This is a genomic window from Streptomyces paromomycinus (genome assembly GCF_003865155.1).
In the GTDB taxonomy this organism is placed as follows: domain Bacteria; phylum Actinomycetota; class Actinomycetes; order Streptomycetales; family Streptomycetaceae; genus Streptomyces; species Streptomyces chrestomyceticus.
Genome location: NZ_BHZD01000001.1, coordinates 7,532,036 through 7,548,725, shown reverse-complemented (window position 1 = coordinate 7,548,725; position 16,690 = coordinate 7,532,036). Strand labels below are relative to the sequence as shown.

At 75.2% G+C, this 16,690-nt stretch carries 16 protein-coding genes and 1 riboswitch; of the genes, 13 read left to right on the top strand and 3 right to left on the bottom strand.

Annotation, left to right across the window (positions count from 1 at the left end; genetic code table 11):
- Positions 1-255: 255 nt before the first annotated feature.
- On the bottom strand, positions 256-909 hold the full coding sequence (locus OEIGOIKO_RS32475) for a class II aldolase/adducin family protein (protein WP_125057032.1): 654 nt from the start codon (positions 907-909) through the stop codon (positions 256-258).
- Between the two features lie 360 nt (positions 910-1,269).
- Here OEIGOIKO_RS32475 and OEIGOIKO_RS32470 point away from each other — a divergent pair, with 360 nt between their 5' ends.
- The 9 genes from OEIGOIKO_RS32470 to OEIGOIKO_RS32430 all read left to right on the top strand — a co-directional run bounded on the left by OEIGOIKO_RS32470 (position 1,270) and on the right by OEIGOIKO_RS32430 (position 11,911).
- Complete coding sequence (locus OEIGOIKO_RS32470; RefSeq protein ID WP_125057031.1) at positions 1,270-2,106, top strand: lysozyme; 837 nt, start codon at positions 1,270-1,272, stop codon at positions 2,104-2,106.
- 262 nt (positions 2,107-2,368) lie between these two features.
- Positions 2,369-3,697, top strand: coding sequence for an inorganic phosphate transporter (locus OEIGOIKO_RS32465; protein ID WP_170251933.1), 1,329 nt, complete (start codon positions 2,369-2,371; stop codon positions 3,695-3,697).
- Between the two features lie 37 nt (positions 3,698-3,734).
- Positions 3,735-3,980, top strand: a complete 246-nt coding sequence (locus OEIGOIKO_RS32460; protein ID WP_125057030.1) for a hypothetical protein — start codon at positions 3,735-3,737, stop codon at positions 3,978-3,980.
- A gap of 170 nt (positions 3,981-4,150) precedes the next feature.
- Positions 4,151-4,297: riboswitch (cobalamin riboswitch) on the top strand.
- 131 nt (positions 4,298-4,428) lie between these two features.
- Entirely contained in the window at positions 4,429-5,412 is a 984-nt protein-coding gene (locus OEIGOIKO_RS32455) for a cobalamin biosynthesis protein (protein WP_125057029.1), read from the top strand.
- A 31-nt stretch (positions 5,413-5,443) separates the two neighbouring features.
- Complete coding sequence (locus OEIGOIKO_RS32450) at positions 5,444-7,060, top strand: cobyric acid synthase (RefSeq protein ID WP_125057028.1); 1,617 nt, start codon at positions 5,444-5,446, stop codon at positions 7,058-7,060.
- Complete coding sequence (locus OEIGOIKO_RS32445; RefSeq protein WP_125057027.1) at positions 7,060-9,195, top strand: putative cobaltochelatase; 2,136 nt, start codon at positions 7,060-7,062, stop codon at positions 9,193-9,195. Before OEIGOIKO_RS32450 ends, OEIGOIKO_RS32445 begins: the two co-directional genes overlap by 1 nt.
- Positions 9,195-9,794, top strand: a complete 600-nt coding sequence (cobO, locus tag OEIGOIKO_RS32440; RefSeq protein ID WP_125057026.1) for a cob(I)yrinic acid a,c-diamide adenosyltransferase — start codon at positions 9,195-9,197, stop codon at positions 9,792-9,794. Before OEIGOIKO_RS32445 ends, cobO begins: the two co-directional genes overlap by 1 nt.
- A gap of 55 nt (positions 9,795-9,849) precedes the next feature.
- Positions 9,850-11,274 (top strand): cobyrinate a,c-diamide synthase, encoded by a 1,425-nt coding sequence (locus tag OEIGOIKO_RS32435; RefSeq protein ID WP_125057025.1) that lies wholly within the window; start codon positions 9,850-9,852, stop codon positions 11,272-11,274.
- On the top strand, positions 11,267-11,911 hold the full coding sequence (locus tag OEIGOIKO_RS32430; RefSeq protein WP_125057024.1) for a VOC family protein: 645 nt from the start codon (positions 11,267-11,269) through the stop codon (positions 11,909-11,911). Before OEIGOIKO_RS32435 ends, OEIGOIKO_RS32430 begins: the two co-directional genes overlap by 8 nt.
- A 38-nt stretch (positions 11,912-11,949) precedes the next feature.
- Here the strand turns inward: OEIGOIKO_RS32430 and OEIGOIKO_RS32425 are convergent, their stop codons facing one another.
- A complete protein-coding gene (locus OEIGOIKO_RS32425) occupies positions 11,950-12,675 on the bottom strand; it encodes a ZIP family metal transporter (protein ID WP_125047827.1) in 726 nt (241 codons plus the stop codon).
- Between the two features lie 122 nt (positions 12,676-12,797).
- On the opposite strand from OEIGOIKO_RS32425, the gene OEIGOIKO_RS32420 reads away from it, so the two are divergent.
- Positions 12,798-13,259 carry a cobalamin biosynthesis protein gene (locus OEIGOIKO_RS32420; protein WP_125057023.1) on the top strand — a complete coding sequence of 154 codons (462 nt, stop codon included), beginning with the start codon at positions 12,798-12,800 and terminating at the stop codon, positions 13,257-13,259.
- Entirely contained in the window at positions 13,256-14,359 is a 1,104-nt protein-coding gene (gene cobC / locus OEIGOIKO_RS32415; protein WP_174857254.1) for an Rv2231c family pyridoxal phosphate-dependent protein CobC, read from the top strand. The genes OEIGOIKO_RS32420 and cobC overlap by 4 nt, the downstream gene beginning before the upstream one ends.
- 29 nt (positions 14,360-14,388) lie before the next feature.
- On the opposite strand, the gene OEIGOIKO_RS32410 is transcribed toward cobC, so the two are convergent.
- Positions 14,389-15,135: an SDR family NAD(P)-dependent oxidoreductase gene (locus OEIGOIKO_RS32410; RefSeq protein ID WP_125057022.1), complete on the bottom strand. Its 747-nt coding sequence runs from the start codon at positions 15,133-15,135 to the stop codon at positions 14,389-14,391.
- 3 nt (positions 15,136-15,138) lie between these two features.
- On the opposite strand from OEIGOIKO_RS32410, the gene OEIGOIKO_RS32405 reads away from it, so the two are divergent.
- Together OEIGOIKO_RS32405 and OEIGOIKO_RS32400 are read left to right on the top strand one after the other, a co-directional pair.
- Positions 15,139-15,489, top strand: coding sequence for an ArsR/SmtB family transcription factor (locus tag OEIGOIKO_RS32405; protein ID WP_246177686.1), 351 nt, complete (start codon positions 15,139-15,141; stop codon positions 15,487-15,489).
- A gap of 71 nt (positions 15,490-15,560) precedes the next feature.
- Positions 15,561-16,532 (top strand): bile acid:sodium symporter family protein, encoded by a 972-nt coding sequence (locus OEIGOIKO_RS32400; RefSeq protein ID WP_125057021.1) that lies wholly within the window; start codon positions 15,561-15,563, stop codon positions 16,530-16,532.
- Positions 16,533-16,690: the final 158 nt, after the last annotated feature.

Here is a 16,690-nt window from a genome sequence, read left to right as displayed (position 1 = left end):
AGCGCCCGGGTGACGGCGGGCGGGCACGGGGGCGGCTGTCCGGGGCCGGGGCGGCTGTCCGGGATCCGGTTGCCATCAGGCGAGGCCCGGGGCGCCTGTCCTGGGCCCGGTTGCTGTCGGGCGCGACCGGGGGCTCTTGCCCGGGGCCCTGCTGCTGTCAGGCGAGGCCCGGGTGACGGCGGCCGGCCCCAGTGGCCTGGGACGGGACCCTGCCGCCGTCGCCCGGCGCCGTACGTCAGCGGCACCCGCCGTACGTCAGCGGCGCTGCCCGTAACCGCGCAGCTGCTCGCCGGCCGCGTCGAGCTGTTCCGGCGTGAGCAGGCTGGGCGTGCGGCCGGGCAGCGAGCCCGCGGCGAGCCAGACGCGGCACATCCACTCCAGCTGGGCGGTGCGGTCGTACGCCTCGTCAAGGGTGTCGCCGTAGACGATGGTGCCGTGGTTCCGGAGGAGGCAGCCGGTGCGGTCGCGCAGGGCGGCGAGCATGTTCCCGGCCAACTCCTCGGTGCCGTAGAGGGCGTACGGCGCGACGCGGACGGGTCCGCCGAGGGCCGCGGTCATGTAGTGCACCGGCGGGAGCTCGGTGACCAGGGTGGAGACGGCGGTGGCGTGGGCGGCGTGGGTGTGCACGACCGCGGTGGCGCCGGTGGCCCGGTAGACGGCCAGGTGCATGGGCAGTTCGCTGGTGGGCCGCAGCGTGCCGCGGGTCTGGCGGCCTTCGAGGTCCACCGCGGTGAGGTCGCCGGGCCCGAGCCGGTCGTAGCGGACGCCGCTGGGGGTGACCAGCACGAGGTCGCCGACGCGGACGGAGACGTTGCCGGAGGTGCCGACGACCAGGCCGTCGGCGACCGTGCGGCGGGCGGTGGCGACCAGCTCGTCCCAGGCGTGGTCGAGGGCTTCCGGCTCCGTCATGCGTGTGCCTCCGGTGTGCGGTGCGGGCGGGGCCCGGTGAGGGGGCGCGCGGACGTGGTGCGCGCGGGGCTGCCGACACCGTACGGGGCTGGTGGGAAGCCGTGGGGCGGATCCTGGCCCTCCGGTATCCGCCATGTCGGACCGGCGGTGTCTCGGACGGACTTGACCGAGTGACGACCGTCTTGTGCGGATCTCCCGGTACGCTTCCGAAGCTTTGTCATGCACGTAGTCACCTGTCAGGCATGTCCAGCCATCTGTCATGCAGGTGCAGCCATCTGTCAGGCATGTGCAGCCACTGTCATGCACGGCAGCCGCCCGTCATGCACGTAGCCGTCCGGGGGACTTCCTGGGGGAGCAGCCATGGCCCGTGACCGCGATCGTCCGTCCGGTACGCAGCAGCCGTCCCACCACCCGCCCGACGCACCACACCCGCCCGAAGCACCGCACCCGCCCCGCCGCCCGCGCAGCCCACGGCGTCGGCTGGCCGCCGGGGCCCTGGCGCTCGGCACGCTCACCGGCGTCCTGTCCACCGCCCTGCCCACGGTCCCCGCCGCCGAGGCCGCAGGCAAACCCGCCGGGCACGACGTCTCCTCGCACCAGGGGAACGTCGACTGGAAGTCCGTACGGGCGAAGGGCGGCCGTTTCGTGTACGTGAAGGCCACCGAGTCGACCTGGTACCGCAGCCCGCACTTCCCGCGGCAGTACCGCGGCGCGCGCAAGGCGGGCCTGCTGCGCGGCGCGTACCACTTCGGCGTCCCGAACGCGTCCTCCGGCCGCGCGCAGGCCCGGTACTTCCTGCGGCACGGCGGCCGCTGGAAGGCGGACGGCTGGACGCTGCCCCCGGCGCTCGACCTGGAGCACAACCCGTACGACCGGGAGCACGCCTGCTACGGGATGAGCGGCACGGCGCTGGTCCGGTGGGTCCGCGGATTCAGCGCCGAGGTGCTGCGGCAGACCGGGCGGCGGCCGGTGATCTACACGACGGCCCGGTGGTGGAACGGCTGCACCGGCGGCAGCCGGGCGTTCGCCGCCACCCACCCCCTGTGGCTGGCCCGCTGGCACAGCACCCCGGGCAAGCTGCCCGCCGGCTGGGTGTACCCGAGCATCTGGCAGCACGCCGGGTCCGGCGCGCTGCCCGGCGACCAGAACAAGTGGAACGGTACGGTCACCGGGCTGCGGCGCTTCGCGCGCGGCTGACACGCCGACGCGCCGGCCACCGGTACGCGCCCCGACACGCCCGGCCCCCGACACGCCCGGCACCCCGCCTCACCGCCACCGGTACGCCTGCGGCACACGAGGCGTCCGTGCTGGTAGGCATGGGACCCGGGCGACGGTACGGGCGCCTCCGCACCACCCCTGCGGGGGCGTCACTGCGGCGCCCGCCCCAGTTCACCTTCCGTTCACCCGTCGTCCGTACGGTCCCGAGCGTCACTGCCCAACGAACTGATTGCCTGGGTGAATGGAACACATCACGCTTCTCATCGGGATCGTGATCGTCACGGCCTTGGTGTTCGACTTTACGAACGGCTTCCACGACACGGCCAACGCCATGGCCACCACCATTTCCACCGGGGCACTCCAGCCCAAGATCGCGGTGGCGATGTCGGCGGTCCTCAACCTGGTCGGCGCTTTCCTGTCGGTGGAGGTCGCCAAGACCATCTCCGGCGGGATCATCGACGAGACGGCCGGCATCAGACCAGAAGTGATCTTCGCCGGGCTGGTCGGCGCCATCGTCTGGAACCTGGTCACCTGGCTGGCCGGACTCCCCTCCAGCTCCTCGCACGCCCTCTTCGGCGGTCTGATCGGCGCGACCCTGGTGGCCGTCGGCCCGAGCGGCGTGCACGGCGGCGCGGTGGTCATGAAGGTCCTCATCCCGGCCGTCGCCGCCCCCGTCGTGGCCGGTCTGGCCGCGACGGCCGCGACCCGGCTGACCTACCGGCTGGCCCGCGACCGCGCCGAGGAGGACACCGCCAAGGGCTACCGCGCCGGGCAGATCGCCTCGGCCGCGCTGGTCTCCCTCGCGCACGGCACCAACGACGCCCAGAAGACGATGGGTGTGATCACCCTCGCGCTGATCACCGGCGGCGTCGTCGCCCCGCACGCCGACCCGCCGCTGTGGGTCATCGCCTCGGCCGGCCTGGCCATCGCGCTCGGCACGTACCTGGGCGGCTGGCGGATCATCCGCACGATGGGCAAGGGCATCACCGACATCCAGCCGCCGCAGGGCTTCGCCGCCCAGACCGGCGCCGCGGCCACCATCCTGGCCTCCTCCCACCTCGGGTTCGCGCTCTCCACCACCCAGGTCTGCTCCGGTTCGGTGATGGGCTCCGGCCTGGGCCGCAAGGGCGGCGTGGTGCACTGGTCCACGGCGGGCCGGATGGCCGCCGCCTGGGGGCTGACGCTGCCGGCCGCCGGGCTGGTCGCGGCGGGCGCCGCGCTCCTGGCGGACCAGGGCGACTGGGGCATCGCGACCGTCGCCGTGCTGGCACTCGCCGTCTGCGGCGCGATCTGGACGGCCTCCCGGCGCAAGCCGGTGGACCACACCAACGTCAACGAGGGCCCGGCCGCCGAGCCCGCCGGTGTCGTCACCGCCGCCCTGCAGGCCGTCTCGCCGCCGCCCGCGGGCCCGGTCGCGGCGGGCACGGCCGCCATCCCGGCCCCCACGGTCGCCGAGACCCGGATCACGGACCCGGTCGGTGCCGCCCCGGTGATCGCCGCCCCGGTGGCCGCCCACCCGCACGACAAGAGCGCCCGGCGCCGCGCCAAGGCCGGCTCGGCCGCCGGCTGACCCGGCCGCACGGCTCCCACCAAGGAACGAGAACGCAATGAGCATCGACTGGGCCGCTCTCGGCCAGGTCTTCGGCGTCACGCTGTTCGTGACGGTCGGGATCGTGGGCCTGTTCACCCTCGGCATCGTCGGCACGTCCCGCAAGCCGCAGCAGGAGGGCACGCCGGTGACCGCCGACGGGCCCGCCCCCTCCGGCGGAGCGGCGCGGGCCGGGGCGTACGTCTGCTTCGCGCTGTGCGCGGCGGCCGTGGCGTACGGGATCTACCTGATCGTCGCCGCCTGAGGCGCGGCACGGCACCACGGGCGTCCGGTGGCCGCGGCATCCCCGCCGCGGCCACCGGACGCCTGTGTCGTGCGACACAGGCGCCGCCACCGCCCCGCACCGCAGGTCAAGCGTGAGTTGACGGGCTTGGCGGAGCGTGGTGGACTGCCGGAGCCAATCGGCGACAGATGAGGAAGTCCGGTGAGAATCCGGCGCGGTCCCGCCACTGTCACCGGGGAGCGCCCCTCCACCAAGGGCCACGGTCCGCGTCCCGCGACGCAGGTTCCCGTACGGACTGGAAGGCCGGGGGAAGCGCCGATCCGGGGAGCCAGGAGACTCTCGTCGCCGTACCCGTCGAGCCAGGGCGCGGACCCTGAGTGAGGACCTACCGCCATGCCCGGCCGCAGTGCGCAATCTGCTGGACGTACCCCCACGCCATCCCTCCGAGGCGCGACGGCGGTCTGATCCGATGCGTGCCGAACACGCCGGCTACGCGTGCGGCGCGGCCCTCGGTTTCCTCGGCGACCTGGTCGTGGGCGATCCCCGGCGCGGTCACCCCGTGGCCGCCTTCGGGCGGGCCGCGGCCGCCGTGGAACGCCGTCTGTGGCGCGACCACCGAGGGACCGGCGCCCTGCACACCGCGCTGCTCGCGGGCGGCACCGCCGCCGGTGCCGCGCTGCTCGACCGCGCCGTACGCCGCTCCCCCGCCGCCTTCCCCGCCTCCGTCGCGCTGACCGCCGCCGCCACCTGGGCCGTCCTGGGCGGCACTTCGCTGGGCCGCGAGGCGCGGGCCGTCGGCGGCGCGCTCGCGGCGGGCGACCTGGACGTGGCGCGCGAGCGGCTGCCGCACCTGTGCGGGCGCGACCCGCAGGCCCTGGACGGGCAGCAGATGGCGCGCGCGGTGGTCGAGTCCGTCGCCGAGAACACCTCGGACGCGGTGGTCGGCGCCCTGGTCTGGGGCGCGGCCGCCGGTGTGCCGGGGCTGCTGGCCTTCCGGGCGGTGAACACGCTGGACGCGATGGTGGGGCACAAGTCGCCGCGCCACCGCCGATTCGGCTGGGCCTCGGCCCGGCTCGACGACGTGGCCGGTTACCCCGGCTCCCGGCTGACCGCCGCGCTGGCGGTGCTGGCCGGGCCGGACCGGCGGGGCGCGCTGCGCGCCTGGCGGCAGGACGGCCCGTCCCACCCGAGCCCCAACGCGGGCCCGGTGGAGGCGGCGTTCGCCGGGGCGCTGGGGGTACGGCTGGGCGGCACCCTGGCGTACGGCGGCCGGGTCGAGCACCGGCCGGTGCTCAACGGCGACGCGGGCCGGCCGGTCGCGGTGCCGGACATCGAGCGGGCCGTACGGCTGTCGCGCCGGGTGAGCGCGCTGGCGCTGGCGGCCACGGTCGCGGGCCGACTGGCGGCCGGGGCGGTACGACGGTCCCGTACAGCCGGGAGGGCGGCCAAGTGAGCAGCGCAGTACGGACGGCGAGGAGTGTCAGGTGAACGGTTCGAGTGGGGCGCCGCTCGGCGGCGGGCTGCTGGTGGCGGGCACCACGTCCGACGCGGGCAAGAGCGTGGTGACGGCGGGCATCTGCCGCTGGCTGGCCCGCAAGGGCGTCAAGGTGGCGCCCTTCAAGGCGCAGAACATGTCGCTGAACTCGTTCGTGACGCGCGAGGGCGCGGAGATCGGGCGGGCGCAGGCCATGCAGGCCGCGGCAGCGCGCGTCGAGCCGAGCGCGCTGATGAATCCGGTGCTGCTGAAGCCGGGCAGTGACCGCAGCAGCCAGGTCGTGCTGATGGGCAAGCCGGTGGGCGAGCTGAGCGCGCGCGGCTATCACGCGGGCCGTCAGGAGCAGTTGCTCGGTACGGTCACGGACTGCCTCCAGGAGCTGCGCCGCACGCACGACGCGGTGATCTGCGAAGGCGCCGGCAGCCCGGCGGAGATCAACCTGCGGCGTACCGACATCGTGAACATGGGCATCGCGCGGGCCGCCCGTATCCCGGCCGTGGTGGTCGGCGACATCGACCGGGGCGGAGTGTTCGCCTCCTTCTTCGGCACCACGGCGCTGCTGTCCCCGGAGGACCAGGCGCTGGTCGCGGGGTACCTCGTCAACAAGTTCCGGGGCGATGTGACGCTGCTGGAGCCCGGCCTGGACATGCTGAAGGAGCTGACCGGGCGGCCCGCCCTCGGAGTGCTGCCGTTCGCGCACGGCCTCGGCATCGACGAAGAAGACGGCCTCCGGGTGTCGCTGCGCGGCGCGGTCCGCGAGAGCGTCGTCGCACCGCCGCACGGCGCCGACGTGCTGCGGGTCGCGGTGGCCGCCGTACCGCTGATGTCGAACTTCACGGACGTGGACGCGCTCGCCGCCGAACCGGGCGTCGTGGTGCGGTTCGTGGACCGCCCCGAGGAACTGGCCGACGCCGACCTCGTCGTCCTGCCCGGCACCCGCGGCACCGTCCGCGCGCTCCAGTGGCTGCGCGAGCGCGGCATCGCGGACGCGGTGCGGCGGCGGGCCGCGGAAGGCCGCCCGGTGCTGGGCATCTGCGGCGGTTTCCAGATGCTGGGCGAGCGGATCGAGGACGAGGTCGAGTCGAAGGCCGGGACGGTGGACGGGCTGGGCCTGCTGCCCGTACGCGTCCGGTTCGCGGCGGAGAAGACCCTGGCCCGTCCGTCCGGCGAGGCGCTGGGCGAGCCGGTCGAGGGGTACGAGATCCACCATGGCGTGGCGGAGATCGACGGCGGGGAGCCCTTCCTGGCGGGCTGCCGGTCCGGCGCGGTCTGGGGCACCCACTGGCACGGCTCGCTGGAGAGCGACGGCTTCCGGCGGGCGTTCCTGCGGCGGGTGGCCGCCGACGCGGGCCGCGCGTTCGTCCCGGCGCCGGACACCAGCTTCGCCGCGCTGCGCGAGGAGCAGCTCGACAAGCTGGGCGACCTGATCGAGGAGCACGCGGACACGGCGGCGCTGCTGCGGCTCATCGAGGACGGCGTACCGGCGGGACTGCCGTTCGTACCACCGGGGGCGCCGCCGATACCGCCGCCCCGCACCCCGGCCGCCCCCGCCGCGGCCTCCCCCGCACCCGCACATCGCACGACCCTCGAAGGGGGTACTCCTTAATGGCAACGGTCCCTTACCCGTTCACCGCGGTCGTCGGCATGTCCGACATGCGGCTGAGCCTGCTGCTCAACGCCATCTCGCCGGCCATCGGCGGGGTGCTCGTCCGGGGCGAGAAGGGCACCGCGAAGTCGACGATCGTGCGGGGCCTGACGGCGCTGATGCCGGACGTCCCCGTCGTCACCGGCTGCCGCTTCTCCTGCGACCCGGCCGCGCCGGACCCGGCCTGCCCGGACGGCCCGCACGAGGCGGCCGGCGCGGAGGACCGCCCGGCCCGCATGGTCGAGCTCCCCGTCGGCGCCTCCGAGGACCGTCTCGTCGGCGCGCTGGACATCGAGCGGGCGCTGTCGGAGGGTGTGAAGGCGTTCGAGCCGGGCCTGCTGGCGGACGCGCACCGCGGCATCCTGTACGTCGACGAGGTCAACCTCCTCCACGACCACCTCGTGGACCTGCTGTTGGACGCCGCCGCCATGGGCGCCTCGTACGTGGAGCGTGAGGGCGTCTCCGTACGGCACGCCGCGCGCTTCCTGCTCGTCGGCACCATGAATCCCGAAGAGGGCGAGCTGCGGCCGCAGTTGCTGGACCGTTTCGGGCTGACCGTGGAGGTCGCCGCGTCCCGCGAGCCGGACCAGCGGGTCGAGGTCGTCCGGCGCCGCCTGGCCTACGACGCGGATGCGGAGGGCTTCGCCGCCCGCTGGGCCGTCGAGGAGGGCGAGCTGCGGGAGCGGATCGCCGCCGCGCGGGCCCTGTTGCCGGACGTGGTCCTCGGGGACGCGGTGCTGCGGCAGATCGCCGCGGTGTGCGCCGCGTTCGAGGTGGACGGCATGCGCGCCGACATCGTGATGGCGCGCACCGCCTGCGCGCTGGCCGCCTGGGCGGGCCGTACGGAGGTCCGCGAGGAGGACGTACGGCAGGCCGCCCTGCTGGCGCTCCCCCACCGGCGCCGCCGCAATCCGTTCGACGCCCCGGGCCTGGACGAGGACAAGCTCGACCGGACACTGGAGGAGTTCGCCGCCGACGAGGACGACGATCCGGAGCCCGACCCGGACGGCGGCCCCGACGACGGACCCGACGGCCCCGGCGGCGGACAGCCGCCGCAGGACGGCGACGGCGGCCCGGACGGCCCGCAGGCCGAGGACGCCCAGGGCCCGCACGACCAGCCGCAGGCATCCGACCAGCCGCAGCTGCCCGAACAGCCGCAGGCCCCGGAGGCGGACCCGGCGCCCGCCGACCCGAAGGCACAGTCCGAGGGCGACGCGGACAACGCTCCGGGCGAGGGCGGCGAGACGGCCGCCGTCGGCGCGGGCGAGCCGTTCCGTACCCGGCGACTCGACGTCCCGGGGCTCGGCGAGGGCGCGGACGGCCGCCGCTCCCGCGCCCGTACGGCGCACGGCCGGACCACCGGCGCCCGGCGCCCGCACGGCACCCTGACCAAGCTGCACCTGGCCGCGACCGTGCAGGCCGCCGCGCCGCACCAGGTGGCGCGCGGCCGCCGCGGTCCGGGCCTGGTGGTGCGCCGGGACGATCTGCGCGAGGCGGTGCGCGAGGGCCGGGAGGGCAACCTCGTGCTCTTCGTCGTGGACGCGTCCGGCTCGATGGCGGCGCGCAAGCGGATGAGCGCGGTCAAGGGTGCGGTGCTCTCGCTGCTGCTCGACGCCTACCAGCGGCGCGACAAGATCGGCATGATCACTTTCCGTGGTGCGGAGGCCGAACTGGCGCTGCCGCCCACCTCGTCGGTGGAGGCGGGCGCGGCCCGGCTGGAGTCGCTGCCCACCGGCGGCCGCACACCGCTGTCCGCGGGCCTGCTCAAGGCCCACGAGGTGCTGCGGGTCGAACGGCTGCGGGACGCCTCGCGCCGGCCGCTGCTGGTGGTCGTCACCGACGGGCGCTCCACCGGCGGCCCCGAGCCGCTGGTGCGCACCTCGCGCGCCGCCCGGCTGCTGGGCGCCGAGGGGGTCGCCTCGGTGGTCGTCGACTGCGAGGCCGGGCCGGTACGTCTGGGTCTGGCGGGCGAGCTGGCCCGCGACCTCCAGGGCACCGCCGTCACCCTCGACGAACTGCGCGCGGACAGCGTCTCCGCGCTCGTCCGCGACGTCCGCGGGCAGGGCAACCACCACACCACTCGGAAGGCCGCTTAATGCCTCAGGGACAGCCGTCCGTCGTCCCGGACGACGGACTCACCACCCGCCAGCGCCGCAACCGCCCGCTGGTCCTCGTCCACACCGGCCCCGGCAAGGGCAAGTCCACCGCCGCCTTCGGACTGGCGCTGCGGGCCTGGAACCAGGGCTGGCCGGTCGGGGTGTTCCAGTTCGTGAAGTCGGCGAAGTGGAAGGTGGGCGAGGAGCGCGCGCTGCGGGTGCTCGGCGACACCGGCGAGGGCGGCACGGTCGCCTGGCACAAGATGGGCGAGGGCTGGTCGTGGGTCCAGCGCGACTCCCAGTTCAGCAACGAGGAGGCGGCCCGTGAGGGCTGGGAGCAGGTCAAGCGGGACCTGGCCGCCGAGACGTACAAGCTGTACGTGCTCGACGAGTTCGCCTACCCGATGCACTGGGGCTGGGTGGACCCCGCCGAGGTCGTCTCCGTCCTGCGCGACCGTCCGGGCCACCAGCACGTCGTCATCACGGGCCGCAACGCGCCGCAGGAGCTGTGCGACGTCGCGGACCTGGTGACCGAGATGACCAAGGTCAAGCACCCGATGGACGCGGGCCAGAAGGGCCAGCGGGGCATCGAGTGGTGACGGCGCGGCCGGGCACCACAGCGACCGGAGCGGCAGGACCAGGAGCAGTCACCCCGTGAGTACGATTCCCCGGCTCGTCATCGCCGCGCCCGCCTCGGGCAGCGGCAAGACGACCGTCGCCACCGGCCTGATGGCGGCCTTCACCGAGGCCGGGCTGACGGTCTCCGCGCACAAGGTGGGCCCGGACTACATCGACCCGGGCTACCACGCGCTGGCCACCGGCCGGCCGGGCCGCAACCTGGACGCGTACCTGTGCGGCCCCGGCCAGATCGCGCCGCTGTTCCTGCACGGGGCGGCCGGTGCCGATCTGGCGGTGGTCGAAGGCGTGATGGGGCTCTACGACGGCGCCTCCGGGCTCGGCGAGCTGTCCTCCACCGCGCAGGTCGCCAAGCTGCTGCGGGCACCGGTGGTGCTGGTCGTGGACGCCTCGGCGCAGTCCCGGTCGGTGGCCGCGCTGGTGCACGGCTTCGCGTCCTGGGACCCGGAGGTGCGGCTGGCCGGGGTGATCCTGAACAAGGTCGGCTCGGACCGGCACGAGGAGCTGCTGCGCGCGGCGCTGGACGAGGCGGGCGTGCCGGTGCTGGGCGCGCTGCGCCGGGCGCCGCAGGTGCAGACGCCGTCGCGGCACCTGGGCCTGATCCCGGTCGCCGAACGGCAGGCCGACGCGCTGGAGTCCGTACGGGCGCAGGCCGCCCAGGTACGGGCGGGCTGTGACCTCAAGGCGCTGCTGGCGCTGGCGCACAGCGCGCCGGAGCTGCCCGGCACGGCCTGGGACCCGGCGCTCGCCGTCGCACAGGGCGCGGAGGGCGCGGAGGGCGCGGAGGGCGCGGAGAACACCGCTCCGGTCCCCGGCAAGCCCGTGGTGGCCGTCGCGGGCGGCGCCGCGTTCACGTTCTCGTACGCCGAGCACCCCGAGCTGTTGCGGGCCGCCGGGGCCGAGGTGGCCGTCTTCGACCCGCTGCGCGACGAGCGGCTGCCCGCCGGGACGCAGGCCCTGGTGATCGGCGGCGGCTTCCCCGAGATGTACGCGGCCGAACTGTCGGCCAACGCGCCGCTGCGCCGCGCCGTGGTGGACCTGGCGGCCTCGGGCGCGCCGGTCGTCGCCGAGTGCGCGGGGCTGCTGTACCTGTCCCGGACCCTCGACGGCAAGCCGATGTGCGGGGTGCTGCCCGCCGACGCGCGGATGTCGGAGCGGCTCACGCTGGGCTACCGGGAGGCGGTGGCACTGGCCGACAACGCCCTTGCCGTGGCCGGTACGCGGGTGCGCGGACACGAGTTCCACCGTACGGTGCTGGAACCGGGCGCGGGCGCGTTCCCCGCCTGGGGCATGACCCACCCCGCGCGCCGGGTGGAGGGCCACGTCCAGAGCGGGGTGCACGCCTCGTACCTGCACGTCCACTGGGCGGCCGAGCCGTCGCTGGCCCGCCGCCTGGCCGCCCGTGCCGCCGACCGCCCGCCGCTGGAGGCCCGCCGTGGCTGACGCCGTACTGGACCACCTGGTCCTCGCCACGCCCGACCTGGAGGGCACCGCCGCCCAGGTCGCCGCGCTGACCGGCGTCCGGCCGGTGCCCGGCGGCGGCCACCCGGGCCGGGGCACCCGCAACGCCCTGCTGGGCCTGGGCGACGGCGCCTACCTGGAGATCATCGGCCCGGACCCCGCGCAGCCCGCGCCCGAGGCGCCGCGGTGGTTCGGCATCGACGCGCTGCACGGTCCGAGGCTGGCCCACTGGGCGGTCCGGGTGCACGGCATCACCAGGCACGTGGCCCAGGCCCGCGCGCTGGGTTACGACCCTGGCGAGCCGGTGGCGATGTCCCGCCGCGCACCGGACGGCAGCACCCTCTCCTGGACGCTCACGCCGCCGCGCACCGGCGGCGGCCTGGTCCCCTTCCTGCTGGACTGGGGCGACACACCGCACCCGGCCGCCGCACAGGAACTGCCGGTCGTCCCGCTGCGCGCGTTCTCCGGTACCCACCCCGACCCGTCGACGATCCGCGCCGAGCTGGCCGCCCTGGGTGCCACGCTCGCCGTCGAGGCGGGCGACGAACCGGGCCTGTCGGCCGTACTGGAGGGCCGCAACGGACCGGTCTCGGTCGGCCTGGGAGCCGGCGCGCCGTGACGTTTCCTCCCGGTGGCGCGCACTCCCGGCGCACCGGTTCAGGCCGCGAGCCCGACCACCAGCCAGATGAACCCCACACCCGCCACCGTGCACAGCAGGGTGGACAGCGCGGGATGGTCGTGGTGCGCCTCCGGGAGGATGTCGGAGGTCGCCAGGTAGAGCAGGACACCGCCGAAGAAGCCCAGGTAAATCCCGAGCCATTGCTCCGGAAGGGTGAACAGCAGCGTCGAGGCGGCACCGGCCAGCGGGGCCAGCGCGTCCGCGCCGAGCATGGTCAGCGCCCGGTTGCGGGCGTTCCCGTACAGGCTGGTGATCGTGTACGTGTTGAAGCCGTCCGCGAAGTCGTGGGCGATGACGGCGATCGCCACGGCCACCGCCATCTCCCGCCCCACCTGGTACGCCAGGCCGATCGCGAAGCCGTCCATGAAGCTGTGCACCACCATGGCGGCGGCTGCCGTCAGGCCGACCTGCGGCACCCGCTCCTCCGGGTCCATGCCGTGCGCCGCCTTGCGGACCGCCAGCAGCCGTTCCACCGCGTGCGCGGCGAGGAACCCCAGGACGAAGCAGAGCAGCGCGGCCGGCACGCCATGAATCTCCTCGCCCGCCGCCTCCAGGGCCTCGGGCAGCAGGTCGAGGCCGACCACGCCCAGCATCAGGCCGCCCGCCAGCCCCAGGACCAGGTGGCGGCGGTCGGTGACCCGGTGGGCCACCCAGCCGCCGACCAGGGTCATCAGGAACGCGCCCAGCGCGATGACCACCGGCACGGTCTCACCCCTTCCCCGGGGTTCCGGCACCCCTCACTCCTGCTTACTGACCGGCCGGGCATCCCGCATGTCCGGGGCACGGGTGCCCGGAGCGCGGCCGTGCGAGGCGCGGAGCGGGCACGGTGAGCGCGGCGCCGGTCGTCGTGGGCGTCGGCGCCCGCCGGGGCGTCCCGGCCGCCGAGGTACTGGCACTCGTCCTCGACAGCCTCGCGGCCGCAGGTGTGCCACCCGAAGCGCTCACCGCGCTCGCGACCGTGGACACCAAGGCGGCCGAGCCCGGACTGACCGAGGCGGCCGCCCGGCTCGGCGTGCCGCTGCTGGCGTACCCGGCCGCGGTGCTGGCCGCCGTACCCGTACCGCACCCGTCCGCGGCGGCACTGACCGCCACCGGCACGCCGAGCGTCGCGGAGGCCGCCGCGCTGACCGGCGCGGATGCCCTCACCATGGGTGCCCTCACCACGCGTGCCCCCGGTACGGCCCGGCTGCTCGTCGGCAAACGCACGTCGGGGCCCGGAGCCCGGGCCACCTGCGCCGTGGCACACGGACGCACACCTCACCACCTCTGCACCAAGGAGACGTCGTGACCACCCCGCCGTCCGCCGCCCCCGGCGGCATACCCGGCCCGTACCCGCACGAACCGGACCTGCGCCATCACGGGGACGCCGAAGTGCGCGGCGCGAACGCCGGGCTGACCGACCTCGCGGTCAATGTGCGCGCCGGGACGCCGCCGGCCTGGCTCAAGGCACGCATCGCGGCCTCCCTGGACGGGCTCGCCGCGTACCCGGACGGCGGTCCGGCGCGCCGGGCGGTGGCGGCGCGGCACGGCCTCCCGCCGGAACGGGTGCTGCTGACGGCGGGCGCGGCGGAGGCGTTCGTCCTGATCGCCCGCGCCGTACGGGCCCGGCGGCCGCTCGTCGTGCACCCGCAGTTCACCGAGCCGGAGTCGGCGCTGCGCGACGCCGGGCACCCGGTCGAACGGCTGCTGCTCACCGGGCGCGACGGCTTCCGGCTGGCCGCGGACGCGGTCCCCGACGAGGCCGACCTCGTCGTCGTCGGCAACCCGACCAACCCCACCTCCGTCCTGCACCCCGCCGAGGAGATCGCCCGGCTGGCGCGGCCCGGCCGCACCCTGGTCGTGGACGAGGCGTTCATGGACGCGGTGCCCGGCGAGCACGCGTCGCTGGCGTCGCGTACGGACGTACCCGGACTCGTCGTCCTGCGCAGCCTGACCAAGACGTGGGGCCTGGCGGGCCTGCGGATCGGGTACGTACTGGCCGCCCCGGAGATCATCGCGGATCTGGCACGGGCCCAGCCCCTGTGGCCGGTCTCCGCACCGGCCCTCGCCGCGGCCGAGGCGTGCTGCGAACCGGCGGCGCTGGCGGAGGCGGCGGACGCGGCCCGGCAGATCGCGGCGGACCGGGACCACCTGCTGGCCCGGCTGGCGCAGGTACGCGGGCCCGACGGCCAGCGGGTGCACGCCACGGCTCCGGCCGAGGGCCCGTTCGTCCTGGTCCGGCTGCCGGACGCGGCGGCCGTCCGCACCCGGCTGCGGACGCTCGGCTTCGCGGTACGGCGCGGCGACACGTTTCCGGGGCTGGGACCGCAGTGGCTGCGGCTGGCGGTACGGGACCGGGCGACGACGGACCGTTTCACGGAGGCACTCGAAAAAGCCCTGACCGGCTGACCAGCGGTCCCCCGCTCCCCGCTGCTTCCTCAGCGCATCAACGCCCCGCCATTGACGTCGTACGTGGCGCCGGTGACGAACGTTTCCTCCGACGCCAGGAAGACGGCGACGCGGGCCACCTCCTGCGGAGTGGCGATCCGCCCGAGCGGCACCTGCGCGGTCAGCCCGGCCAGCGCCTCCGGCGCGACGGACCGGACCATCGGCGTGTCGATCATCGCGGGCGCGACGGTGTTCACGGTGATGCCGTCCCCGGCCAGTTCGGCGGCGAAGACCCGGCTCAGCGCGATCGTCCCGGCCTTGGACGTCCCGTACGCGGCGCCGGTGGGCCGGGGCGTCTGTCCGGCGATCGAGGCCATGTTGACGATGCGCCCGTGACCGCGCTCGCGCATGTCCCCGGCCACGGCCCTGGTGAGGAAGAAGACGGCGCGCAGGTTGACCGCGAACACCTCGTCCCACTCCTCGGGGGTGATCTCCCACAGGGAGGCGGCCGATGGCCGGGCCGCGTTGTTGACCAGGACGTCCACGGGCCGCCAGGCGCGGACCGTACGGTACGCCTCCTCGGTGGCGGCGAGGTCGCGCAGATCGGCGTGGACGGTACGGATGCGCTTCCCGCCCGGGTCGAGGCCGGCGGCCAGCGCCCGGTTCGCCACGTCGTCGCGCTCCAGGGCCGCGACGTACGCGCCCTCGGCGTGGAAGGCGCGGACGAGGGCGGCGCCGAGGCCCTGGGCGCTGCCGGTGATCAGTACGGTACGGCCGGCGAGGCCGGCGTCGAGCACGGAGTGCTCCGCTCTGAAGACGGACCGGACGGACGGCCGGATCGGTCACTCGGTGCCGAAGAACAGCGGACGCCCGGCCCGCGCCTCCAGGCGTTCGGCGACCCGCTGCGCCAGCACATCGTGCGGCGGCTCGCGGCGGACGGCGAGGCGGGCTGCGGCGACATCGAACTGCCGGTGACCCGGGCCACCGGCTCGTACCACTTCCGCGTCCTGCGGCAGGCGGGCTGGACCCCCACCCGCCGGATCGGCCGGGAGCGCTACATCTCGCTGCGCCGGGACGACCTGGAGGCACGGTTCCCCGGGCTGCTGGCAGCCCTGCTCAAGGCGGCGGAGACGGAAGCCGCGAACACCTGAACTGCGGCCTTCCCTGTCCACCATCCGAAACCCGTTGTCTCATACACGCAGCCTGGCACTAAGGTGCCGCCGTGCCCACCGAACAGCTCAGCCAGCACCCCGCCCCCACCGGCGACCTGCCCGCCTCCGACCGGGCGGCGCGGCGGGCCGTCACCGTCTTCCCTCTCCTGGTGATCGCGGCGGGCGCGGTCGGGCTGCTGTGGCCCGCGCCGTTCACCGGCTGGGCGCCCGCCGTCCCGTGGCTGCTCGGCGTCGTGATGTTCTCGATGGGCCTGACCCTCACGCCGCCGGACTTCGCGGCGGTGGCCAAGCGGCCCTGGGCGGTGGGCCTGGGCCTGGTCGCGCACTACGTGATCATGCCCGGCCTGGGCTGGCTGATCGCCACCGCCCTCCACCTGCCCCCGCAGCTCGCGGCCGGTGTCATCCTCGTCGGCTGCGCCCCCAGTGGCACCGCCTCCAACGTCGTGACCTACCTGGCCCGCGGCGACGTGGCGCTCTCCGTCTCGGTCGCCACCGTCTCCACCGTCCTCGCCCCCCTGATCACCCCACCGCTGACCCTCCTCCTCGCCGGTCAGTTCCTGGACGTGGACGCAGGGGTGATGGTGACCGACATCCTCAAGACGGTGCTGCTGCCGGTACTCGGCGGGCTGCTGGTCCGGCTCGTCGCGGGCCGCTGGGCCGACCGTGCGCTGCGCGCGCTGCCGTGGCTGTCCGCCGTGACGATCGCGGCCATCGTGCTGATCGTGGTCTCCGGCAGCGCCGCACGCATCAAGGACGCGGCGGCCCTGGTCGTCCTGCACAACGGCCTGGGCCTGGCCCTCGGCTACGCGGCGGGCCGGCTGGCCCGACTGGGCAAATCGGCCGGCCGGGCGATGGCCTTCGAAGTCGGCATGCAGAACTCCGGCCTCGCCGCCTCCCTGGCCACCGCCCACTTCAGCCCCGCGGCGGCACTCCCGGCGGCCGTCTTCTCCGTATGGCACAACATCTCCGGCGCCCTGGTGGCCGCCTGGATGGCCCGCAACGCCCGCCGCGAACGCTGCTGACCGCCACCCCGCACCCTTACACGGGACCGGCCCTCCGGACTTCATCCTCCAGCCCGCCCCCTCCCGCCGTACGGCGATCGACGGCCGGTGGGAGCAGACGTCCCCCCACCCATGTACGTGTCAGCCGACCACGTACGGGAGGGTGCGGGACCGGAGGA